This is a genomic window from Brevundimonas sp. P2_A6, from assembly GCF_056404975.1.
Genome location: NZ_JBFUCZ010000008.1, coordinates 31,240 through 52,362, shown reverse-complemented (window position 1 = coordinate 52,362; position 21,123 = coordinate 31,240). Strand labels below are relative to the sequence as shown.

General features: G+C 60.3%; 18 protein-coding genes. 8 read left to right on the top strand and 10 right to left on the bottom strand.

The annotated features are described in order from the left end of the window. Positions 1 to 143: 143 nt before the first annotated feature. Positions 144 to 923: a glycosyltransferase family protein gene (locus AC1DW4_RS14900; RefSeq protein WP_477018043.1), complete on the bottom strand. Its 780-nt coding sequence runs from the start codon at positions 921 to 923 to the stop codon at positions 144 to 146. Continuing rightward, positions 920 to 2,899, bottom strand: a complete 1,980-nt coding sequence (locus tag AC1DW4_RS14895; RefSeq protein WP_477018042.1) for a methyltransferase domain-containing protein — start codon at positions 2,897 to 2,899, stop codon at positions 920 to 922. The genes AC1DW4_RS14900 and AC1DW4_RS14895 overlap by 4 nt, the downstream gene beginning before the upstream one ends. Before the next feature lie 130 nt (positions 2,900 to 3,029). Between AC1DW4_RS14895 and AC1DW4_RS14890 the strand changes: the two genes are divergently transcribed. The 5 genes from AC1DW4_RS14890 (at position 3,030) to AC1DW4_RS14870 (ending at position 7,751) form a co-directional block, all read left to right on the top strand. Continuing rightward, positions 3,030 to 4,010, top strand: a complete 981-nt coding sequence (locus AC1DW4_RS14890; protein ID WP_477018041.1) for a capsular polysaccharide export protein, LipB/KpsS family — start codon at positions 3,030 to 3,032, stop codon at positions 4,008 to 4,010. A gap of 159 nt (positions 4,011 to 4,169) precedes the next feature. Continuing rightward, positions 4,170 to 4,955, top strand: coding sequence for an ABC transporter permease (locus AC1DW4_RS14885; RefSeq protein ID WP_477018040.1), 786 nt, complete (start codon positions 4,170 to 4,172; stop codon positions 4,953 to 4,955). Between the two features lie 131 nt (positions 4,956 to 5,086). After that, the gene (locus tag AC1DW4_RS14880; protein ID WP_477018039.1) at positions 5,087 to 6,157 is read left to right on the top strand and encodes a KpsE/RkpR family capsule polysaccharide export protein; all 1,071 of its coding nucleotides are present in this window, start codon (positions 5,087 to 5,089) and stop codon (positions 6,155 to 6,157) included. Next, positions 6,157 to 6,837 carry an ABC transporter ATP-binding protein gene (locus AC1DW4_RS14875; protein ID WP_477018038.1) on the top strand — a complete coding sequence of 227 codons (681 nt, stop codon included), beginning with the start codon at positions 6,157 to 6,159 and terminating at the stop codon, positions 6,835 to 6,837. Before AC1DW4_RS14880 ends, AC1DW4_RS14875 begins: the two co-directional genes overlap by 1 nt. After that, complete coding sequence (locus tag AC1DW4_RS14870) at positions 6,819 to 7,751, top strand: hypothetical protein (protein WP_477018037.1); 933 nt, start codon at positions 6,819 to 6,821, stop codon at positions 7,749 to 7,751. The genes AC1DW4_RS14875 and AC1DW4_RS14870 overlap by 19 nt, the downstream gene beginning before the upstream one ends. Here the strand turns inward: AC1DW4_RS14870 and AC1DW4_RS14865 are convergent. Both AC1DW4_RS14865 and rfbC read right to left on the bottom strand, forming a co-directional pair. Next, positions 7,731 to 8,699: an FkbM family methyltransferase gene (locus AC1DW4_RS14865; protein WP_477018036.1), complete on the bottom strand. Its 969-nt coding sequence runs from the start codon at positions 8,697 to 8,699 to the stop codon at positions 7,731 to 7,733. The genes AC1DW4_RS14870 and AC1DW4_RS14865 overlap by 21 nt on opposite strands. Positions 8,700 to 8,748: 49 nt before the next feature. Next, positions 8,749 to 9,312: a dTDP-4-dehydrorhamnose 3,5-epimerase gene (gene rfbC, locus AC1DW4_RS14860; protein WP_477018035.1), complete on the bottom strand. Its 564-nt coding sequence runs from the start codon at positions 9,310 to 9,312 to the stop codon at positions 8,749 to 8,751. Positions 9,313 to 9,464: 152 nt separating this feature from the next. Here rfbC and AC1DW4_RS14855 point away from each other — a divergent pair, with 152 nt between their 5' ends. Next, entirely contained in the window at positions 9,465 to 11,906 is a 2,442-nt protein-coding gene (locus AC1DW4_RS14855; protein WP_477018034.1) for a glycosyltransferase, read from the top strand. Next, positions 11,899 to 14,055: a glycosyltransferase family 2 protein gene (locus AC1DW4_RS14850; RefSeq protein WP_477018033.1), complete on the top strand. Its 2,157-nt coding sequence runs from the start codon at positions 11,899 to 11,901 to the stop codon at positions 14,053 to 14,055. The genes AC1DW4_RS14855 and AC1DW4_RS14850 overlap by 8 nt, the downstream gene beginning before the upstream one ends. Here AC1DW4_RS14850 and AC1DW4_RS14845 read toward each other — a convergent pair. The 6 genes from AC1DW4_RS14845 to AC1DW4_RS14820 form a co-directional block, all read right to left on the bottom strand. Continuing rightward, a complete protein-coding gene (locus AC1DW4_RS14845) occupies positions 14,052 to 14,780 on the bottom strand; it encodes a hypothetical protein (RefSeq protein WP_477018032.1) in 729 nt (242 codons plus the stop codon). The two genes, AC1DW4_RS14850 and AC1DW4_RS14845, sit on opposite strands and share 4 nt — an antisense overlap. Before the next feature lie 19 nt (positions 14,781 to 14,799). Beyond that, positions 14,800 to 15,984 (bottom strand): polysaccharide biosynthesis/export family protein, encoded by a 1,185-nt coding sequence (locus AC1DW4_RS14840; RefSeq protein ID WP_477018031.1) that lies wholly within the window; start codon positions 15,982 to 15,984, stop codon positions 14,800 to 14,802. A gap of 63 nt (positions 15,985 to 16,047) precedes the next feature. After that, positions 16,048 to 16,764, bottom strand: a complete 717-nt coding sequence (locus AC1DW4_RS14835) for a glycosyltransferase family protein (protein ID WP_477018030.1) — start codon at positions 16,762 to 16,764, stop codon at positions 16,048 to 16,050. A 66-nt stretch (positions 16,765 to 16,830) separates the two neighbouring features. Further along, on the bottom strand, positions 16,831 to 17,760 hold the full coding sequence (locus AC1DW4_RS14830; RefSeq protein ID WP_477018029.1) for a hypothetical protein: 930 nt from the start codon (positions 17,758 to 17,760) through the stop codon (positions 16,831 to 16,833). A gap of 142 nt (positions 17,761 to 17,902) precedes the next feature. Continuing rightward, complete coding sequence (locus AC1DW4_RS14825) at positions 17,903 to 18,955, bottom strand: class I SAM-dependent methyltransferase (protein ID WP_477018028.1); 1,053 nt, start codon at positions 18,953 to 18,955, stop codon at positions 17,903 to 17,905. Further along, positions 18,955 to 19,983 (bottom strand): FkbM family methyltransferase, encoded by a 1,029-nt coding sequence (locus AC1DW4_RS14820; protein ID WP_477018027.1) that lies wholly within the window; start codon positions 19,981 to 19,983, stop codon positions 18,955 to 18,957. Before AC1DW4_RS14820 ends, AC1DW4_RS14825 begins: the two co-directional genes overlap by 1 nt. Before the next feature lie 61 nt (positions 19,984 to 20,044). Between AC1DW4_RS14820 and AC1DW4_RS14815 the strand changes: the two genes are divergently transcribed. Beyond that, positions 20,045 to 21,118, top strand: coding sequence for a glycosyltransferase family 61 protein (locus AC1DW4_RS14815; RefSeq protein ID WP_477018026.1), 1,074 nt, complete (start codon positions 20,045 to 20,047; stop codon positions 21,116 to 21,118). The last annotated feature ends 5 nt before the right edge of the window (positions 21,119 to 21,123 follow it).

The following is a 21,123-nucleotide window of genomic DNA, read 5'->3' as shown; positions in this document are numbered from 1 at the left end:
TCTCGCGATTTTTGAAAGCGTCTTATAGGCGGTACTTTGACAGGTATGCTTAAGACAAGGATCACAGCGGTCCAAATAAGGCAAGGTTCCATCGACCGCAGCTTTGCGTCCTGCGGACGAAATCAGACTACTTTTTGGGGAGGTCATTCGCGGCGCTTGTGCAGGTTGCGCACCTCATCTCGAAACACGAGCGTCGCCTGCCTGCATTCCTGCAACGCTTCCGGATGAGACTTTGCCACGGCGCATGCACGCTTCCAGTGTTCGACCCGTGTAAGGACAGGGGAGTGTTTAAGGCGGTAAAGCTTGGACATATTTGGAATTCCAACGACCTTGCGACCCAGCAATGTCGCCCAATAAGCGCCGTGATACGAGTTTGTGAGAACGACTTCGCCAGAGGCCAGAAACGACAGGGCGACGTCCAGACTATCGACACCGTTCGACATTCGAGGGGGGCCATCGATGGGGATCGGGATTCGCTTGTGCTCGTAGATAACCACCTCGTGAGTAGGCGGGGGCGGATCGTCGAACTGAGGTGACATGCAGCTGACGCAGGGTACCCAGCGATAATCGGTCCCGAAGTCGCGAACCCCGACGAGGTCAAAGGCATCGAGGTAGTCTGGCAGACGACCGTTATAGGGCAGAACGAACCCCCCCGCCCTGTCGATGTTCAGACTTTCGCCTATTCCCCACGCGACGAGGGAGTCCATCTCCGCACGGCCATCAGCAACTGTTTGCATGGAAGCAGAGAATGTCGCCGCGATCAGACCACCGCCGCCGACGACGACATTGCCTTGCAGGGAGCCTTTCGTCACCTGCAAGACGTCGACTTCGGGTCCGGCCAGCTCCGGGAAATACCGAACCGGGGCGCAGTGCCAGTCTCCGACGTTGGTGGGATCGGTCCGGAACACGGATGTGGTGGTCACGCTGCACCCGCCTCCAGGGTCAGGTCGATGACCCGCTCGCGTCGGCCGTGAGGAACCGACATCTGGAGACGATATCCAAGCCCTTCCGCCGTGGCGATCAACTCGGCCATGGTGAGGCTGTTGAACCAGCCATGGCTATACCTGTCTCTGCCCTCATCCAGATCGACGGGGTTGTAGGTCAGTATGACCCGAGACCACCGGTCCGACATCGCGGCGAGCAGGGTCGCAGGGTCATGAATGTATTCGATCACGCCCAACAACGTGACGACGTCCGCATCGACGTCTGGCAACTGGCCCTGGTTCAGATCGATCACGCGCGTCCGTGGGTCGTGCGCGACGATGTCAGCCGGAATGTAGTCGCAGCCGTCGGGCAGCGCTCGTTCCAAATCCATGGCGCCGCAGCCAATATCCAATACGCTTGAGCCCGGAGCGATGAGGGCGGCTACAAGCTGCGCCCGCGAACTCCAGTCGGCTTTGAAGTTTTGCGGTCGGGCCCATCGCTCGAGATCGCTCTGCCTGGCGGCCAGCATATGCACCGTGGACGCACGGCGTTCCATCGGACTTTGATCGGAATAGGCAAGGGACGCCTTCGGCTGTGCCGGGCCGGTCGGAGCGGAAGGTCCCGGGCCCAACGTCGCCGACGCTTCCAGTTCCTGAACTCGTCGCCGTCTTGAATCCAGATTTCGTACGTGCCCTTCGTCGGAGGCGTCGGCGAACTGCTCTCGACTGGCCTGCAAATGTTCGATTACGGCGACGATCGGCGGACTGAACTTTCGATTGAACACACAACACATTTCCGGCGGCAGATACTGCACGCTGACACCACGGTCGCCCAGGCGGTGTCGCTTGGCCACCGTTTCAAGGCACACCTGGTCCCAGTGGCCGGGCGAGCCACTCTGTTCTTCGGCCCACTCATCCAAAAATGTCTGGGCGCCTGACGTGTCGTTGATCAGAATTGTTCCGCTGAGAATGGCCTGACCATGATGACCTGCCACCGCCACGTCACCGTCATAGGCGCGCAAATACGGCCATGGATCAGCGTGGATCACCGCATCCACGTCCACATAAAGCAGCGGACCCCGCAAACGCCTTCGAGCCTTGGCCAGAAATGCCGGCTTGATCTGAACGCCGGCAAGCCAGCTGTCGGTCGGATCGATGGGCGTGAGTTCCAGCGGCAGGGCGAGCCGGCTGATCGACTCACGCATTCGCAGCGCTTCGCGCGAATATAGGGCGTCGGTCGTGTGAAAACCGACGATTAGCCCTGGGGTATCTTCGAGGCCACCCGGAGATCGCATCCCAAGTTCGTCGTACCAACGACGGTCGCCGGTCACTTCGTAATCCCAACGATCAAGGATGCCAAACAGCTCAGGCGCTAGCCGAAACTGTCGAACCAAGCGGTCCCTCTCAAGGTCCGTGAGCAATCCCAAAGCATTACGATGCCTGAACGAACGGTCCGCAAATGGCCACCCCACAGAGGCCGAGGCTCGCACCCCGCGACGGAACCCCAGACCGGTCAAGCCTTCCAGTGCTGCGACGACCAGATCCGGCCGCGCTTCGATATCCTCGTGACGTATGATCATGATGGCAGGGTCGCGGGCGGCCATTCGTTCCAGCGTTTCATGAACAAATAAGAGGCCTGGCCCGGTCAGAGTTACGATATCGTCGGACGACCGGTGAAGGGCATGATCGTAGCCCTGTCCGAAACCGTCGCCAGCCCAGTCGCGACGTTCCAGAAGAACATCCCGCGGATCCCGGACTATCACCACGACCTGGCAGGCAGCGCGGTCTTCGGATGTCCAGGACCGCATTTTTTTTAAGCGCAGGACGTCTTCAGGGTCCGTCGTAATCAGCGTGCCCTCGGGCTGATCCTTCGCGCCAAAAGCCGACCCGGAAGAAATCGTGATCGGCGACGAGCATTGAGATTGCAACATCCGAGCGAAGGGCGCGAGCGAGGCCGAACTGGCGCCTGTGAGCATAAGGAGACGACAAGGCGAGCAAGGCATCGTTCTGGGATACCGTGGCCACGGCACTGCTTCAAGCGACAGGGATTGTCCTCGGCCAGTGCATTTGTGATGGGAGCGGTTCGACGCCTGATCGGAAGATTTAATGAAACGGACCATTTTCATCGCCCGGCCTCGCCTGGATTGTTCGTTCAAGCGCGGTGTCGTGCCAGACACCATCGGACCGGCCCTGAACCCGATCCTCGCGAAATTTGGCCGTTTCATCGATCAACTGGAGGCCTATCACGAGGCCCGGGGGGACAGAGTGATTTCCGATCTGCGACCGCTCTGGCAGTTCGAGCTGGCTGAAATGCAGGCCAAGGCACCCGACTTCGATCGAGTCTATTTTCCCCATCGTCTCAGGAGTCAGTTCCCGATCGGGGAGAACGCCTGGTATTATAAGAATGCGCCGTTGGGCGATTACGTGACCGTTGATCCTGCGGGCTGGGGCGCCTCGCTATCCTTCCTGCCCGTTCCTCTAAATGTCGGCCGCGAGGCGGATCAATCATTCGAACGTCTGCGCCAGAAGGCGTTTCGCAATGAATCGATCTTCGATCAGCCGCCCCGTGGCGTCCGCCCGACGCCGGAGAGGTATCATCTTTTCATATGCCAGTTGCCACATGACGAGACGATCCAGTTCCATTCGCAGGTGGCGGTTGCGGACGGTCTCGCGGCGACAATCGCCTTTTGCGAGGAGAGACAGTTGAGGTTGGTGGTCAAGGGCCACCCCGCCAATCCTCGATCCATGTCTGGCCTGCGGGCGAGCACAATGGCGAGCTCTTGCGGGCTGTGGGTTGACGAGGTGTCGATCCACACCTGCCTCGCCGACGCCGACACCGTCTTCATGATCAACTCTGGATCCGGAATGGAGGCGCTGCTCCATGACAAGCCGCTGATCCGGTTCGGACGCGGCGAGTACGATCAGATCGTGACACAGGCAACGCCCACCGCGCCCGGGATCGCGGAGGTCATCGACCGGCAGGCGGGCACAAGACTGCGCGCGGCGTTCATTCACGGATATGTATCCCGCTGCGTCGAACTGGGATCAGCGGCCAGTTTTAAACAGGTGCTCGAGGCGAACCCATAACTCATGCGTCCGGCCACCCGAGGCGGGCGGCCTTGCCCTTGTCGAGGCGACATCGTATGCGACCGCCTCAGAAATGCATGGCCAGCGGCCGCGGTGAGTTTGAAGAGTCGACATCCTTTGTCATCCACCGAACGCCCATTCCGTCGCGCGCTCTCTTCGATGCTGTCGACGTTCTTCGCCAATGCATCCTTGCACGTCACGATAATCAACTCATTGATCCTTCGCGAGATTATAACCCGCTATGGCCGCCGAGGCCTGGGATTTCTGTGGCTCGTGCTGGAACCGCTGATGTTCACCGCCGCAGTGATCATCATCTGGACGTTCATCAAGGCACCTTACCAACACGGGATCAGGATCGCCCCTTTCGTGATGACAGGTTACATGTGCCTGATTATGTCACGGCACTTGATTTCGTACAGCATGGCGGCCGTATCCGGCAACGTCGGACTGCTTTATCATCAGAGAATTCGAGTTCTTCACATATTCATGTCTCGATATGTGCTTGAGTTCGCCGGATCCACTCTAGCCTTCTTCATTATATACGTAATCCTGATCATGATTGGCCAGGTCAGCGCTCCGCAAAACGTATTGCTTGTTTATTGGGGCTGGTTCTCTCTCTTCATTTTCTACGTCGGATTCGCGCTCGTCCTGAGCGCGCTGGCGGCGGAATTCGAGGTCCTGGAGCGCATCGTCCCGGTCATGATGTATGCCATGCTGCCCTTTTCGGGCATCTTCACCATGGCCGCGTGGTTGCCCCGAGGCTACCGCGAGGTCTATCTCGCCCTGCCAATGCCGCACCCGGTGGAAATGATCCGAGCAGGAGTGTTTGGCGAGTTTGTCGAGACACACTATTATCCGCTTTATCCAGCATTTTGCGGTGCTGTCCTGATACTGTTCGGGCTGCTGCTGCTTTCTCGGGCGAAGGACCATCTCGATGTCGAATAGGCCCAGTTGTATTCGGAGCGCCGAGGGCGACAGATTGAATGGCTGATGCTCGCGTAACATACCTGGGGCCGACGGACACGGCACCTCAGGCCGATCATGGATGGCGCAGGGGTGGCCTTTCGCGCATCCCCTTGGCCTTCCTCCTGATCGTGGTCCTGCCAACGATCGTGACCGCGATCTACTACCTGTTCATCGCTACGCCGCGTTATGTGTCCGAAGCGCGTTTCGTGGTGCGTGGCGCGCAGGAACAGCCGTCGACATTGGGCGTGGCCCTTCAGGGCGTAGGCTTGTCCAGTTCGTCGTCAGACTCCTTCGTCGTCCACGAGTACATTCGCTCGCGGGACGCCCTGAAGGATTTGTCACCCCGCTTCGATCTGGAAGCGATGCTCAGTCCGCCGGGAGTCGACATGTTCTCGCGCTATCCAGGGTTCGGCAAATCTCGAAACAACGAAAGTCTGTACAAGGCCTTCGAGAAGTTCGTGACCGTGGGGTACGAAGGATCTACCGGCATCAGCACGCTGCGCGTCCAGGCGTTCACCGCGCGTGACGCGAACGCCATCGCCGCCGCTCTCCTCACCTCGAGCGAGAGTTTGGTGAACCGTCTGAATGACCGTTCTAGCCAGCGTGCTGTCGCCGAGGCAGAGCAAAACATGCTGGAGGCTCAACAGCGTCTGGTCGATGTGCAGAACCGTTTGAACGGTTTCCGCAATCGCGAATCCTTCATCGATCCCGCCTCGGCGGCGTCGGAGAATGCCAGCATCATCGGCGAGTTGCTCAAGACCATCGCGACCTTGCAGGCAGAGCGCAGCCAGATCGCGTCGCAGGCACCTCAAAGCCCCCAACTGCCGCTGATCGACGCCCGCCTGGCAGCATTCCGGGGCCAGCTTCGGGAGGAGCGCGCCAAGGTCGCAGGCAACGCGGATTCATTGGCCAACAAGGTGAGCAGCTACGAAGAACTGGTCGCGGAACGGACTATGGCCGATCGCGCGTTCGCCGCCGCCAGCGCAGGCCTCGACACCTCCAGGGTGGAGGCACGTCGGCAAAAGCTCTATCTGGAGCGCGTGGTTTCGCCGAGCCTTCCTGATACGCCCTCTCAGCCACGGAGGTGGATGGCTATTCTCATCGTCTTCATCTCCTCGATGTTGGTATACGGTATTGGCTGGCTGGTCTGGGCCGGGCTGAAAGAACACCGGCAGGTTTGATGGACATCGTCCCCAATGGAGTGGGGCTGGAAGTGACGAATCTGGGTAAGACCTATGCCCAGTCGCCCGGCAAGAAACCGCTTTTTAAAAACCTCAACTTCACCGTGGCCAGAAGCGACCGGCTGGCGATCCTCGGAAGAAACGGCCAGGGAAAATCGACCCTGATCAAAATCCTGGGCGGAGCGCTCGGGGCGACGGAGGGCCGCATCGACTGGCGGATGTCCAATTCCTGGCCAATCGGGTTCAGCGGAGGCTTTCAAGGAAGCTTGTCAGGGCTCGACAACGTCCGCTTCCTGGCGCGCCTTTACAAGCGCGACTTCAAGGAGATGCTCGAGTTGGTGGACGGCTTCGCCGAACTGGGGTCCAAGCTTGCCCAACCCGTCAAATATTATTCTTCCGGCATGCGCGCTCGATTGGCCTTCGGTCTGTCGCTGGCAATCGAGTTCGATTGTTATCTGATCGATGAACTCGTATCCGTCGGCGACGCCCGCTTCCAACGCAAGTGCGCTGAGGCGCTGTTCGAGACACGGGCCAATCGCTCCTTCATCATGGCGTCCCATGATATGCGAATGATCGAGAAGCGTTGCGAACGCGTCCTGATCATCGAAAGCGGACGTGTGAAGATGTTCGACGATGTGCGCGAGGCGATCGACATCTACACATGGCTGAGGTCCGCGTGAGTCACCCGGTCAGACTGGGGGTCCTGCTCTTGCCTTCGCCGGCCGTCGCGGCGTGGCGAACTGCCCTGGCGTTGAAGATCACAGAACGCGGTGGCCTCCTAGCCAAGGAGGTCAGGGCCCTTGCGGCCGCTGCATCGGACCAGGATGTCATCGTGCTGGTTACAGACGCCCGCGACGCGAGGTCGATTTCAGTGACCCATTGGGCTGTCTTGGGGACCGACGTCGAAACAGCCCTGGCCGTCGCATCACACAAGAACAGAGGCTATCCGAGAAAGGCCTACAAGCTCGTGGCGGAGCGCTTTGCTCCAATTCCATGGTTGCGAAGCCAGGGTGCGGTTGTGCTCGATGCCGCTTGTGACACGCTGGATTTCCCGGGCATCGGCCTGGTCACGCGCGGCCCCTCGGATCCTAAACCGCCGCTGGATATCCCGCTTGGTCCATCGGCGCTCTACAAGGAAAACCCGCCCAGGATTGGATTAAAAGTCGCTTTGCCGCTTGAGGTCTTCGTCTTCAAGCCATCAAGCAGTCCACTCAACGCGCCTCCAAAAATCGATCTCACCGGTCGAGGCAGGGTGGTTGTTTTTGGGCCGAGGCACGACCTGCCGGCGGGACGGTGGCGCGTCACGTGTCGTTTCTCGATTGAGACCGAAGGCAGCGACATCTATCTGAAATTTCAGTGGGGTGTTGGGGAGGATCTCGTCACCGTGGACGCGATGCTGCAGCACTCGGGCACCTACGAGGTCGCTTTGGAGCATGGGTGGGTGTTACCCGACACCGCCGAGCTGAGAGTGTGGGCGTCAAACGCGCATTTTCTAGGATTGATGGAATTTCTGGGGGCCGACATCGAGCGGATCGATGACGTGCCGTCGATGTCGGCAAAGCCGCCGGAACCGTCAGGCGTGGACGCGACCTGAAGAGCCATCATTGTCGGCCGCACCGGCAAAGTACAACATCCAGTCTTCGCGCCGCTCAGCGTCAAGAAGGGTGGCGCGTTCGGGTCTAGACAACCGACCATCCAGCTCTATCACGCTGGGTGGGCCGTAGATGACTTCTAAAGCTTCCAGCAGGTTCGACGGGCTCGAGCAGCGACCGGCGTTGAACTCGAGCACGAGTTGAGGACGGTCACGCCGTAGGACCTCCATCATGCCGGCAATGGCGACCTCCTCGGCACCCTCGACATCGACCTTGATGAAATCCACGCGAGGCCATTCGGCCAACAGGGTGTCGACCCGGGCCAATCGGACTTTGAAGCGCCCCTCTCCGGGCTCCGACCCGCGCGGCAGCAGAGAGGCGTTTTTGGGTTCGCTGGCGGTCGATCCCAAAAGCACCTTGCGTCCATCGACCTCCGCTGCGGCCTGTTGGACGACCCGTACGCGATCAGCAAACCCGTTTACGGCTACGGATCGCCGCAAGAGGGCGGCCACCTGGGGATGGGGCTCTATTGCGGCTACCCGACCAGCCTCGCCAACAAGGCAAGCGAACAGAAGCGTATAATATCCATGGTTGGCGCCGACATCGACGACCGCCATGCCAGGACGGACGCGACGGGCCATGAAGGTGGTCAGCCAGCCTTCCCAGATACCATCCAGCATCAGGTGCGCACCAAAGCCCGCGTCGTCGGCCTTGACGAACATCTTGAACCGTCCAAGCACCCGGCACAGGACACTGCCATCGCCCAGCCAAACGGTATGGCAGAGCGCCAATGCACGCCTTTCCAAGCTGGCTCGATCAAGTGTGGCCAACTCTGCCCGGGTTACGATTTCGCCGGAGCGGGCGAGCGGGCGCGATTTCGACGACACCGCACCCTTCAACCAGCCGAACAACCGAGCGAGAGGCGAGCGCTCGGGCACAGACCTGGTCATGCTTCTCTATCCCGGCGACCCTGAATCTGGCTTGTGACGACGGGAGCGTTCAAAGCGGCAACAGGGGCCGCCCGTCGTAGTCGAAGGGACTGTCAAACGCTGCGAGCGTCGGCAACGCCTTGTCCTTAGCGGAAAGGGTCGGGCCTTGGGGTGGGATGGGCCAATCGATCGCCAAATCCCGGTCGCTCCAGAGGATGCCGCCGTCGCAGTCAGGCGCGTAACCGTCGGAACACTTATAGGCGATCTGTGCATCGGGGGTCAGTGTCACGAAGGCGTGGCCGAACCCGACGGGTATGAAAAGTTGATCACCATTTTCCTCGGTCAGCTCCGCGAAGACATGGTGACCGTAGGTCGGGGATCCCCGTCGAAGATCAACCGCATAGTCGAGAACCGCGCCTCGCAAACAACGGACCAGCTTGTCCTGGGCATGAGGGGGCCGCTGAAAATGAATTCCGCGAATGGTGCCGACAAAGGTCGAATGGGATTGGTTGTCCTGAACGAATGGGCAGATGATGCCCAAACTTGCGTAGCGCGCCTTTGACCATGTTTCAGAGAACCATCCACGGTCGTCGCCGAAACGCTTGGTGGCAATCCGTTTGACCGGCGAATCCATGAGAGCTCCTTGTCGCAGCCGTTCTTAGAACACAGGCGTGGCCCAAGTCACCTGCCGTGGGTATAGGGCCATAGCCGAAACCGGATCGAACTCTCGAACCAAGATGAACGCGAGCTTGGTCGGACAAGGACTGAAACGAGACCCTATAGTTGATGGCGCGAAGTATCTGGAAAGCCCTGAAGCGTCGGCTTACGACGGGCACAACCCATCCTGACCGGGCCGCAGGCGACGCGGCGCGCGATCGGCGCGACTGGAACAGCGCGGCAGACCTCTATCAGCGATATCTGCGTCAACACCCCGGCCATGCTGCCGTGTGGTTGCGCCTCGGCAATATGCTCAAGGAACTGGATCGTCGTGATGAGGCCGATGCGGCCTACGCACGCGGTGCGGCGCTGGACCCAAGCAACGGCACCGGACCACGACTGCGCGGGCACCTGGCTGCTTCCGATGGACGTCTCAAGGATGCGGCTCGCCATTTCGTCGAGGCCTGGACGCGCGACCGAGACTCTGCCGCAGGGATGGCGCTCACTCGGCCGGACCAACGCATCAATCTGGCCCGGCTCCAGGACGGGCAGGCGTGGCGCATCGTCGGTGCCGTTGACGGATTACGCAACCTGACTCTGGAGGGTTGGGTATGGTCGCCAGAAGATCCCGAGACGCCAGTGTGGGTCGATGTGCGCATGGGGGGGCAAACCATAGGAAAGGCCCGCGCCGACCGTTACCGATTCGACATTTCCGACGCGGGGCTGGCCCCCGCGCAATGCGGGTTCGCCTTTGAGCTGGGGCCATTTCTGGCCAACGGGTCGAGCGACGCCTTAGAAGTGGTTGTCGCCGGCACCGGCATGCCGCTGGCGGGCTCCCCCTTCCCGCTGTCGGAAACCCGCGGTCTGCAAAAGTGGTTGCAGCGTGAAAGACCTGCCCCCGGAAGAGCCGAGCCGCCGGTGGTTACGATCATCACCCCCGTCCATGATGTCCGCGCCGACTGGTTCGGAGAGGCCGTCGCAGGCGTTCTGGCGCAGGGCGACGGACGATGGGAATGGGTTATCGTCGATGACGGATCAAAATCCCCAGACCTGATCGCCCAGCTCGCACGGTTGCCCTCATGTGACGGGCGTATTCGGGTCATAACGCTGCCGGTCGCGCGTGGGACAGCCGGTGCCACCAACGTCGGCCTCGCCGATGCAAAGACGGAACACGTTCTGTTTCTCGATCACGACGATCAGCTGGAGCCCGAAGCAATCGGGCGCGTCGCGGATGCCGCCGCGGCCGGCGCCGACCTGATCTATGGCGACGAGGTACTGACGGGGACAGATATTCGGGAACTTCGAATGCTGGTCGCACGACCGGCCTTTTCCTGGCGCTACTACCTCAGCCATCCCTATTTCGTGCACCCCGTCGCGGTCAGACGCTCGTGGGCGCTCGATATCGGCGGCATGGACGAAGCGTTGCCCGCCTCCGCAGACGTCGATTTCATGCTCCGCGTCTTCGAGCGCGCACCCGTGGTGGCGCACCTTCCGGGTGTACTCTACCGTTGGCGGACCCATTCGACGAGCGCAGGGCATGCGAGAAGTCAGGCCGTGCACGCAGCGACCAGCGCGGCCATCAGCCGTCACCTCGGTCGATTGGGATTGAATGCCAAAATCGGGCGGGGTCCGATATTCAATACATTCCGGATTGATTTCCCCGACCCTGGCGGCCGCGTTCTGGTGATCATTCCCACGCGGGATCGGGTCGATCTCCTTCGAACCTGTCTAGAATCGGTGCGCTGTACCACCTCGCCACGCGACATCGACATCCTCGTGATCGACCACGAGTCCAAAGACCCTGAAACATTGGCCTATATGGCGTCGTTGGAGGGGCAGATCCGGATCATGCCCTATTCAGGGCCTTTCAACTATTCGCAGATGAACAATCGCGCGATGGCTGAGTTCGGGGAAGCCCACCCGTTCGTTCTTTTTTTGAACAACGATATCGAGGCCATGGCGGACGGCTGGCTCAGCCGCATGCGCTCATTGGCGGCGATGGCTGACGTTGGCGCAGTCGGTGCCACGCTTCTTTATCCAGACAATCGCGTCCAGCACGCTGGAGTGGTCATTGGCGGCGGCGGTTATGCCGAACATGCCATGAAGTTCGAACCCCCGGAACGTGACGGACATAGGAATGCAGGCTACAACTGCGGGCTGACGTCCATCAGAGATTGGTCGGCGGTCACGGGTGCCTGTCTCATGATGCGCAGTCAGGTGTTCCGAGAGGTCGGAGGCTTTGACGAGTCTCTGCCCGTCGGGTTCAACGACACCGACCTGTGTCTGCGTATTCGAGAGCGTGGCCTGAACGTTCTCAACGACGGTCGGACCGTTTTGCGTCACAACGAATCCGCCACACGGTCGTCCGGCGGTGACCTTTCTCACCCGGAGGATTCCGACCGGTTCGCTGAACGATGGGCCGCTTTACTGGAAGCGGGGGATCCCTTCTACAACCCGATGCTGTCACTGCAGCACGACCATCGTCCTGATCATCCCGACACGCCAAGGACGAGCGCCAGGATCGGGCGCGCCAGGCTGCCCACCTCGGTTTTGGCGGGACCGGATGCGTAGTCTGTTTGCCCTGTTTCGGAACGTCAGCGATGGGTCGACGGGGTCCGCGACCGATGCGGCCGGCATCCTCAGGGAGGCTGACGCCGCGAGGCGGAACGGAGACTGGACGACGGCTGCGGCGCTCTATCGACACCATTCCAGGATGAGACCTCGCCGGCTAGGCTCGCTGATCCAACTTGGCAACATGCTCAAACAGCTCGGCAAACTGGCCGACGCAGAAACCGCCTATCGCGCCGCGATCGCCATTCGACCGACCGTGGAAGCTTGGACGCAGCTCGGCCACCTCCACATGCTGGGGGGGAGAGCCGATCAGGCCGTGTGGGCGTTCGAATCGGCGCTAGCGGTCACCCCGGACAGTGCTTCGGCTCGCCAAGGCCTTATCTCAGCCGGTGCCCGCGATCGCCTCCCGCCCTCATTGGCGGTCGATGCTGAAAGTCTGAATCGCCTGAGCTCGCTGATTCCACGATTGGGTGCTGCGCTTGCAAGATTGAGCGACGCAGCCATCACACCCATCGCCCTTTACGACGCCTTTCGCCGTGCCAACGCTTGTCCACCAGCCCCTGGGGCTTCATCGCAGGCCGTGGCTGTCGTCATTGACGCCCGAGGAGCCGCCCCCGACCGGCTGCATGGATCGTTGCTCGGGCTGATCGGGCAGACCCACGAAGCCTGGACGGCGCTGGTCCTTGCAGATGAGACCATCCGCGCGCACCCGGTGTGCTCGCTCGCCTCGGCCGAGCCACGCGTTCGAATCCTGGAGCACCACGAAACGGTCGATTCGCTCACGATCTCGCATGTCTTGCCCTTGCCGGTCGGCGTGATCCTGGAGGCATCTGCGCTGGGTTGGTTGGTATACGGATTGGAGACCCTGGACATCGATGTAGTCTATTCCGACCACGATCATCGGCGCGATGTCTGGCCAGAAGGGATGCGCTACGAGGATCCTGCATTCCAGCCGGCTCCGGACCCCGATGACCTGGCATCCACGCCGGAGCTACCTGTCATCGTGCTGTGGCGGCGACAGGCGGGTGCGTTCGCTGGCTCGTGGCCACCCATGGCGCTGGACCGCGTGCGTTTGACGGCCGCATCGTTGAGCGAGAAAGCCGCCCACATCCCCCTCGTTCTCGGCAGCGTCAAGCGGCTGGCTCCCGCGGCTTCCGCTGGGTTGCCCTCGCCGGCAGAGATGGGAGAAACCTATCATGAAATCGTGATGCCGGCAGTCGTCTCGCTTGCCGGGAAGCCAGCGTCAGATGAGTTACTGCATGTGGTCATTCCGACGCGCAATGAAGCCAAGCTTCTCGCGACGTGTATCGACAGTTTGATCGGTCTGGCAGCTCGCCCCGACCTTTTGAAAATTACCGTGGTCGACAATCGAAGCGACGATGAGGAAACCATCGCCCTGTTGCGGGGCAACGCTGCGCAGCGCCGCTTCGAGGTCTTGCGCGTCGATGAGCCATTCAACTGGTCGCGCATCAACAATCTGGCCGCCGAGCGCGGGCGCGACGGCAGCCTGCTGTTTTTGAACAACGACACCCAGATGCTTACCCCCGGCTGGGACGTGCTTCTGTCAGCTCAGTTGGCGAGGCCCGAAGTCGGCATAGTGGGGGCGCGACTGCTCTATCCCGATCAAACGGTTCAGCACGCTGGCGTGGTGATGGGAATGGGAGGGGGCACCCCGAGACACGAGGGGGTCGGAGCCCCCAAAGAAGAAGGCGGCCCCTTAGAGCGGTGGCGGAGGCCGCGCTCCGTTGCCGCCGTGACGGGTGCATTTCTTGGTACCCGTCGCGAGACTTTCAAGCGCCTGAACGGCTTTGACGAAATCCGCTGGCCTATCGGCTACAGCGATATCGACCTTTGTCTGAAGTGTCGGCGTCAGGGCCTTTCGGTCCGCTACGACGCCGGTATTGAACTGATCCATCACGAATCACGTTCGCGCGGCCTGAACGATACGCGGGGTCGGCTGGCATGGGATTGCGGGGAGCTGGCGTCGATGGTCGCCGCTTGGCGCGACGCGCTCAGCTACGACCCAGCCGTTAATCCGCATTGGGTCACAGTCTCGTCTCGGCCTTTCGATGGGATCCGCACCGTGTCGCGCGAGGAGGCCGAAAACTGGATGAAAAAAAGCGTGAGGCGCGACGGAGCGTTTCGCTAGGTCCCCGCCGGCTCGACCGGCCGATGACCACTCAGTCGTCGTCTGACCGAGTGGTAGGATTCCTGGAGATCGAGCCGTTGCACGATCAGTTTCGCAACGGCCCTTGTCGACAAGCCGGGTTCCGCCTGCCAGATGCGCTGGGCCTCGGCGCGCCACAGGGTCCATTCCACGATCCGCCGACCCGTAGAGCGACTGTCACTCCGCCCCGGACGCGCGCTGAAGAGCACAACCATCAACTCGACCGTCGACCAGAACATGAGAAGCTCTGGTGAGGCCTCTTCACCATCCGCCGCCGAAAGGAGCCGGCCGAGATCCGCCGAGCGGTCGAGCGTCGTTGCAGCGACCTGAACCTCGGGCACATCTGGACGCTCGGCGCGCCCGACATCGGCAAGACTGTGATACCGGTAGCCCGCCTCAGGAGGCCGTTCGAGGATCTCGCGCCAACGTGCTTCCGGTGAAGAAGGGCTTTCCATCAGCAGCCAATCTGTACCGGTGGCTTCACGCCGATAAAGCCCCTGGCGGGCGGGCAGGCCGTGTCGCGCAAACACGTCCAGCGCGCCCTGCTCAATCTCGGCGAGCAAGGCCAGAGCATCGTCCAAGGTCCGAAGCGTGGGCGAGGGCGCGTCAGGTGACACCACACCCGGAAAGATCGCCGAAGGCACGACTTCGGATGAATGACGACGATCGCCTGCTTCTGCAGGAGACGCTTCGGCGGCGGCACCCATCGGTTCAGAGTTCATGTTGTCAGTTGATGCCGCCCAGCGTGCCAGTCACCGTGATGTCATAGATCACCCGCGTCATAGCCTGGACGAACTCGAAGAATTTGCGAACCTCGGCAGACCGCGCGCGGGGATTATAGATCACATCGCCAGGCTTTATGACAAACGCATTAGCGATGAAGAAACCAGATGGATCCGCCAAGTTCAGGCGGTAGATCACGGGCACGCCTTGGCGTGCTGCCGGTACGGTGACACCCAGACCCCGAGCCACCTCGGGGGTCTCAAACCTGAAGACAAAAACCGACCGGGCATCGCTGGACTGATTGTCCAGGCCGCCTGCGGCACCCAGCGCGCCGGTGAGTGTGATCGCTCCTGTCGGCATGCTGACCTGGGACACGGTACCCAACGCGCCAAACGTGCTGTAGCGACGGGGTCGGGCGATCAGGTTTACCTGGTCACCCGGGGCGAGCCTTATATTCTCTGAAGGGGCCGACAACAGCGTGACCAAAGGCGTTTCGAACGTCTGTCCATCCCGCGTAACGGCGACCACGACATCTTCGGGTGGACTCGAGGGCCCGCCTGCGGCCGCGATGAGATCAAGGGCTGTGTCCGCGCCCGCCGCGAGCGGCAGACGACCGGGAGAGGCCGCCGCGCCCAGCACCGTCACGCCGTTCGTGGCACTTTCATCGACATGGACAACCACTTGCGGGTTTATGGCGCGCCCGCGCAGGGCACGACGGATCGCGTCGCCGGCCTGTTGAGGCGTCAAGCCGACCACGCGCACTGGCCCGGCAAAGGGCACTCCGATAGAGCCAGTGCGATCAACGGCTAATTTCGGCAGACTTTGGTTGGACACCGCCGGTGCGCCACCTGGGCCGGTAGCGGCCGTGCCGAAGAGGGCTCCGCCCGGCTCCAGCACGGAAATTTCCAGTGTGTCGCCATAGTTTATCACATCGTACGGAAGCCCCGCCGGTGCCGCACGCAAACCTCCGGGGGGGAGAGGCTCGGGCTGACTCACCATATCCGCGACGGCATAGGTGAGATCGACGACGGCATAGGTCGCCGCCCCGCCCTGGTTCGACCCCGAAACGACAGCGCCCGTCGCGGGCCCATCTTGAGGCAAGGTACCGCAGGACGCCAAAAAGGCCGATAGGAACAGAAGAGGGATTTTGCGCATCAGTTTTCCGGCGGCGGCGTGATCGCTCGACATAAGGCCAAACCGCTCTTGTCGCCATAGAGGAACGCAGTGCGCCTCATGGACGACAGGGACGGCTCAGGCTGTCTGTTTCGTTCGAGCAGCCAGAACGCGATCGCGTTCGGCCAGCCACAGATCGCCGTAATCCACGTTCACCCACTCCTGGAACCAGGGACCGCCGTTGGTGAAGTGGATGGCCGCTGGCGTGGCTTCCGTCGTGGCGTATTCGCCGACCAAAAAATTCCACTTGCGATCGAGCGACCCGATTAGACTGTCATCCTCGATCCAGCCGAGGCGATGAAGGAACGCGGGCGTTGCATTGTTGACGACGGCAGGCGTGAGAGCCTTCACAGCCGGATGCCGACCATTGAAAACCATGAAAGACGACCAATTTTTGCGCGGGTACACAGACTGGTCCTTGCCGTCCATTTTCACCGCGTTCGCCGGCACGTAGTCATGCTGCACCACATAAACCGCCTTTGACGGATCAAGGCTGTCGAACAGGGCGTTCAGGTCTGCGGTGAAAAGAACGTCGCAATCGACAAAGAGCGACCAGTCGTCCGCATGAGCCAGATACGGCGTCAAAAATCGAGTCAATGAGAACTCGGTGGACGCCGGTCCGTCTTGAGGGCGCGTGTAAAGACCAAGCTCCCGCAGCGTCGGCTGGCGCAGGGGAAAGATCGCGATTTCCGACGCGGCGTGGCGCAGGATTGAATGGCGACAAACCTCCCATGCGATATCCTCACGGGCATCGTATCCAACGAAAACCTTGCGCGACGCGGGGGCATTGATCATCGATTTCTCCAGTGACCCGACTGATCGTCGCACCGTTTCAAGGTTCCAACCGCCCGCGCGTTCCACCTAAGCGGCGACGCGTGCCATTCTCGCGTGCAGATCTTCGACCTGCTCGTTGAAACGACGACTGGGCGACAGCATCCCACCCGGTTCCACGAAGAACATATAGACCATTGCCCGTTCGCCGTAGAAAATCTGGTGAGAGATCATCCGGGATTCGCCAAACCAGACCTCGCCGGGCTCGAACGCGATCGTATGTCTTGGCAAACTGTCTTTGCAGGCGTTGGCCGTTCCGCCGAGCACGGGACCACAAATATAGTTGTTCAGCTCGTTTGGATCTTTGCCGGCGAACCGCTCTAGTCCGTGCTCACGATACAGCGTTTCAGCGTAGGTCACAAAATTATGGCTGGTATGCCAAAGCCGCGGTCGCTGATCCAGATTGCAGAAAATTCGGACTTGCTGAAAGTCCTCCGCAATCTGATGATTGTCCCAGTGAATGTTCTCGAACAACGTCGTCGTCAGTCGGACACTCGGGACGACCCGGAAATAGGAATAGGTTGGAAAACAGGTCGCGAACAGTTCAAGCGCGACATCGTGAGCGGTCTTCATCGCTTCGCTGGCGCGAGCAAACAGTGCGGGGTCGCCGTTGCACAGCACATCGTACACCGCCTGCCTGACAGGGTCCTGGGTCTCGAAGCTGCTGAAGGCCCCTGCTCCATGCTCGTCCTCGACGAACTCCGGTGCCGCGCCTTCGAAGAACTTCGTCGATGTGAGCTTTTTCAGCTTCTTGCGCAGGCCAGGATTATCGACTTTGTTGATATTGCCGGACATTTCCTGAAAAATGTCGAGCTCGATCGGCATCCTGTAATCTTTCAACAAAACCAGTTTGTTGGCTTCGTAGAGATCGGTGATCCCTTCTGGCCGCCCGCGAATTTCGTCGAGCGTCATCTCGACGAAATAGTCCTCGACGTCCGGATGTTTGACGATCGTCGCCATGATACGAGCCTCCTGTCGCTCTGATGATAACGGAAAACCCGATCCGGGTGCTAGCGGTTTTGATCAGATCTGCGGGGTGGTCCAGGCCACTTCAGTCCGGTTAGGTTCATGAACCACGGTCGTTTTTGAGCATTCGAAAGGGCTAGGCGTAGAGTCCGAAGCGGATGTGTCGCCCATTCCGAACATGTTCGATATGGAAACCCTCGTAACCGAGCTTCTCGACAGCGAAAGCCATCATCTCGGCCACGTTAGCCGGCGTGAAAAAGGAAAAGGAACTGGGATAGCTTCGGCGAAACAGGGATTTCGGGTTCAGATCGCGCGCATAGGCGAATGCGTTATGGTGCGCTTGGGTTTCGACAAAACCGCCCGTCTCATACTGAGCGAGCCAACCGCACAGGGTGCTCGGCGCATTCAGATACTCCGCCCCGCCGGCCAGACTCGGCAGTATTCCGAGAACACGTCCGCCTGCTCTCAGCTTCGAGCGCCAAAGCGCCAGGTGCCCCAGCGGATTGACTGCGCGATGCAGGATGTTGCTGGCCAGGATGAAATCCAGCCCTCCATCGACGACCGGGATGTCGTGAGATGCTCCTACCAGTGGTTGCGACCAGGTGTCCGCGTTAGGGGCAAGCAGCTCTGCCGCCGCTTCGATGTGCTTAGGCGATCCGACGTAGAACAGACTCCGCTCGGGCGAGGGACGCAGGTCCGCCGCCCTCCCGCTCAACAGTTCGACCCCAATCCCGACGGCTTGAGCGAGCAGGGCCTTCGCAGAATCAACCTCGCCGACCAGCAGCGTCACCGCCGAACCGTCCCGGGCCAGGTTTCGGACGATGAGATCCATACCTTTGTCGCGTTCAGTCGTCGAAGGCCCGACCAGGCGCGGCAGACTGACCATGGAGGGTGCGCGTCCAACGGCGCTGATGGAGCGCGCACATATCTTTCCGGCATCGTCGATGAGCGAAACTTCCAGATCGACAACTGCCGGACCGCCCGTAATGGCCAACCAGTCGGTGGTCAGGGGACGAGTGGAGAACGGGTACCACCGCAAAACCGATTTGAGACGGATTTCGTCCCCTGGCGTTGCCGGTAGGACAAAGCAATCATAGTCCCGACCCGACACCGCAACACGCGCCGTGGTGATATCCCCACCCACCTGGATCACGGGGTCGCCCTTTTGATGCAGGTAGATAATATTCATCAGCTGGCCGAATAGGTACTCAAATCACCAGGAACAAATTTTTCCGCAAAGTCTGCGAAGTAGCGATCCCATTTTTCATCTTTGAAAAATATATAGTTCAGACCTCCGCGTTTTTCCCGTTTGTAGCGTTCGATCTGCTTGGCGGAGAATATAATAGCACGGTTGCAGCTGATCTGCGCGAATGAATAACGCCAGCCCAACCTCTGCATGAGATCGATTATTGCCAAATTCCGATCATCCTCGAAATTAACCTCGATCAAAACAGTTTTCAGTTTCGGGTGCTTCAACAAATCGACCATACCACTGACGACACGGTGCTCCAGGCCGTCAACGTCGATCTTGACATGATCTGGTATCGGCAATCCATCGGCGATCAGGCTGTCGATACGACGACCAATCGCGCCCTGCTGACGACGCCCCTCCTTTTTAACGACCCAATCTGCTGAAAATGCCATGTCGCCCTTCCAGCTATCCTCCTCGAAGTCATGATATGAAATGCCGACCCCGAAATCGCTGAGCAACAGTTTGTCGGTCTTGTCGATATCAGAAAGGGCGACGCAGTAACCTATGCAGGTTTCATGGAGATCATTCAGGAAAAGGTTCTTGTTGAGTTCCGCGAAGTTGAGTGCTTCGGGTTCGAAGGCATAGACTTTCGCCCCCTTCGTGACCGCGGCATAAATCGTGTACATGCCGACGTTGGCCCCGATGTCGAATACGGTCTCTCCTTCTTCAAAGAAGTCGATCCACGCCAGCGTTGTGGGTTCTTTTGTGAAGATCGTCCGTACACGTTTCAGGCTGGACGATCCGGTGGCCGCATATCGCAGCGTCCTCTCGTGGGCCTGCACTTCGACATAAGGCATGTCGAGCCATTTCGTCACGATCCGGGCTTGAGCTTCGTCGGCCGGCACCCGCTCCGGGGAGGGCGCATAGATGATCGTCGCGGCCGGCTTCTCTAGCCTCGCGCCCGCGATCGCGCCCGCGAGACGAAGGTTCAGCTTGCGAAGACGGCGAAGTAGCGTGGAAATCAAAATTTCACTCAAAGGACGGATGGCGCGGAGCCAGGCAATGGATATAAATCAATAGGGCAGGTTGGAAGCCAAAGCTATGCGGGCTCAGTCCACGCTCATTGATTTTCCGGCGGGAACGCTGGATCATTCTCGCCGTCGTTTCGATGTGCGGATGCACGAAACGCCCGGCTTCGCTCCTTTGTGCGACGTCGTCATGCTGCCCGATTACGATCCGCTCTACGGGCAGGACGGCAGGCGGATAGACGTGACACGACGCGTGAACATCCCAGCGGATCTTGGATCGAGACACGTGCTGGAGCGCGACGTTCACCGGGCCGTCGTAAACGAGCCCCCGCAGGTCGAAATACCGGACGACCTCGATGTGGTCGAAGAACCTGTGGTTTTCATCGGTGCTGTCTGGCCGCACTATGGGCACTTCATCACCGACGGCATGTCCAAACTGTGGGGCATGGATCGGGCGACCGACCTTCCTCTGCTGATGCAGGCCCGCCCGCCGGTGCGGGACCACGGTCAGCCATACATTCATGAAATTCTTGCGCGATTGGGATTGAAGGAGCGCGGCTTGATCATGCCGACGCGACCGACTCTGTTTCGCAAGGTATTGGCGGCGAAAGCCGCGTTTCAACACACGTTTCGCCTATACGACTGCCATCAGACGCCACATTTGAAAGTGGCGGACTCGATCCTGGCCGAAAATACGGATCTGACCGGAAGCCCCGACAAGGTGTACCTGACACGGTCAAGATTGAAGGCACACGAGCGCAATGCGGCTGAGGAGGGCGTGCTTGAAGACCGTTTGCGCGCTGAAGGCTTCGCCGTTATTGCCCCCGAACAGCTGGCGTTCGCCGATCAGGTGAGGCTGTTCAATCGATCAAAATGGATCGTCGGCACGATTGGTTCAGCCTTCCACACCTGCCTCTTCGCGAGGCCCGACGCGGAGCGTGCGCTGTTCATGATGTCTTGGGAAAAGATTAACGCACGCTATCTCATGATCGACGAGATGACCGCTCAGAGATCGTTCTATCTAAACTGCATGACTGTGAAATCGGTCGACGGGCGCGACCGCGTGTCGGACACTGCCATCGATGTAGAGCGTGCCATGGGAGCGCTCGACGAGGTTGGCGCATTTCGCTGAGCGCG

Excerpts from the sequence above, each read along its gene's own strand:
- AC1DW4_RS14825 (WP_477018028.1), bottom strand. The coding sequence starts at position 18,955 with ATGAATATTATCTACCTGCATCAAAAGGGCGACCCCGTGATCCAGGTG.
- AC1DW4_RS14895 (WP_477018042.1), bottom strand. The coding sequence starts at position 2,899 with ATGCTCACAGGCGCCAGTTCGGCCTCGCTCGCGCCCTTCGCTCGGATG.
- AC1DW4_RS14865 (WP_477018036.1), bottom strand. The coding sequence starts at position 8,699 with ATGACCAGGTCTGTGCCCGAGCGCTCGCCTCTCGCTCGGTTGTTCGGC.
- AC1DW4_RS14875 (WP_477018038.1), top strand. The coding sequence starts at position 6,157 with ATGGACATCGTCCCCAATGGAGTGGGGCTGGAAGTGACGAATCTGGGT.
- AC1DW4_RS14830 (WP_477018029.1), bottom strand. The coding sequence starts at position 17,760 with ATGGCGACGATCGTCAAACATCCGGACGTCGAGGACTATTTCGTCGAG.
- AC1DW4_RS14835 (WP_477018030.1), bottom strand. The coding sequence starts at position 16,764 with ATGATCAATGCCCCCGCGTCGCGCAAGGTTTTCGTTGGATACGATGCC.
- AC1DW4_RS14850 (WP_477018033.1), top strand. The coding sequence starts at position 11,899 with ATGCGTAGTCTGTTTGCCCTGTTTCGGAACGTCAGCGATGGGTCGACG.
- AC1DW4_RS14890 (WP_477018041.1), top strand. The coding sequence starts at position 3,030 with ATGAAACGGACCATTTTCATCGCCCGGCCTCGCCTGGATTGTTCGTTC.
- rfbC (WP_477018035.1), bottom strand. The coding sequence starts at position 9,312 with ATGGATTCGCCGGTCAAACGGATTGCCACCAAGCGTTTCGGCGACGAC.
- AC1DW4_RS14840 (WP_477018031.1), bottom strand. The coding sequence starts at position 15,984 with ATGTCGAGCGATCACGCCGCCGCCGGAAAACTGATGCGCAAAATCCCT.
- AC1DW4_RS14845 (WP_477018032.1), bottom strand. The coding sequence starts at position 14,780 with ATGGGTGCCGCCGCCGAAGCGTCTCCTGCAGAAGCAGGCGATCGTCGT.
- AC1DW4_RS14870 (WP_477018037.1), top strand. The coding sequence starts at position 6,819 with ATGGCTGAGGTCCGCGTGAGTCACCCGGTCAGACTGGGGGTCCTGCTC.
- AC1DW4_RS14855 (WP_477018034.1), top strand. The coding sequence starts at position 9,465 with ATGGCGCGAAGTATCTGGAAAGCCCTGAAGCGTCGGCTTACGACGGGC.
- AC1DW4_RS14885 (WP_477018040.1), top strand. The coding sequence starts at position 4,170 with ATGCTGTCGACGTTCTTCGCCAATGCATCCTTGCACGTCACGATAATC.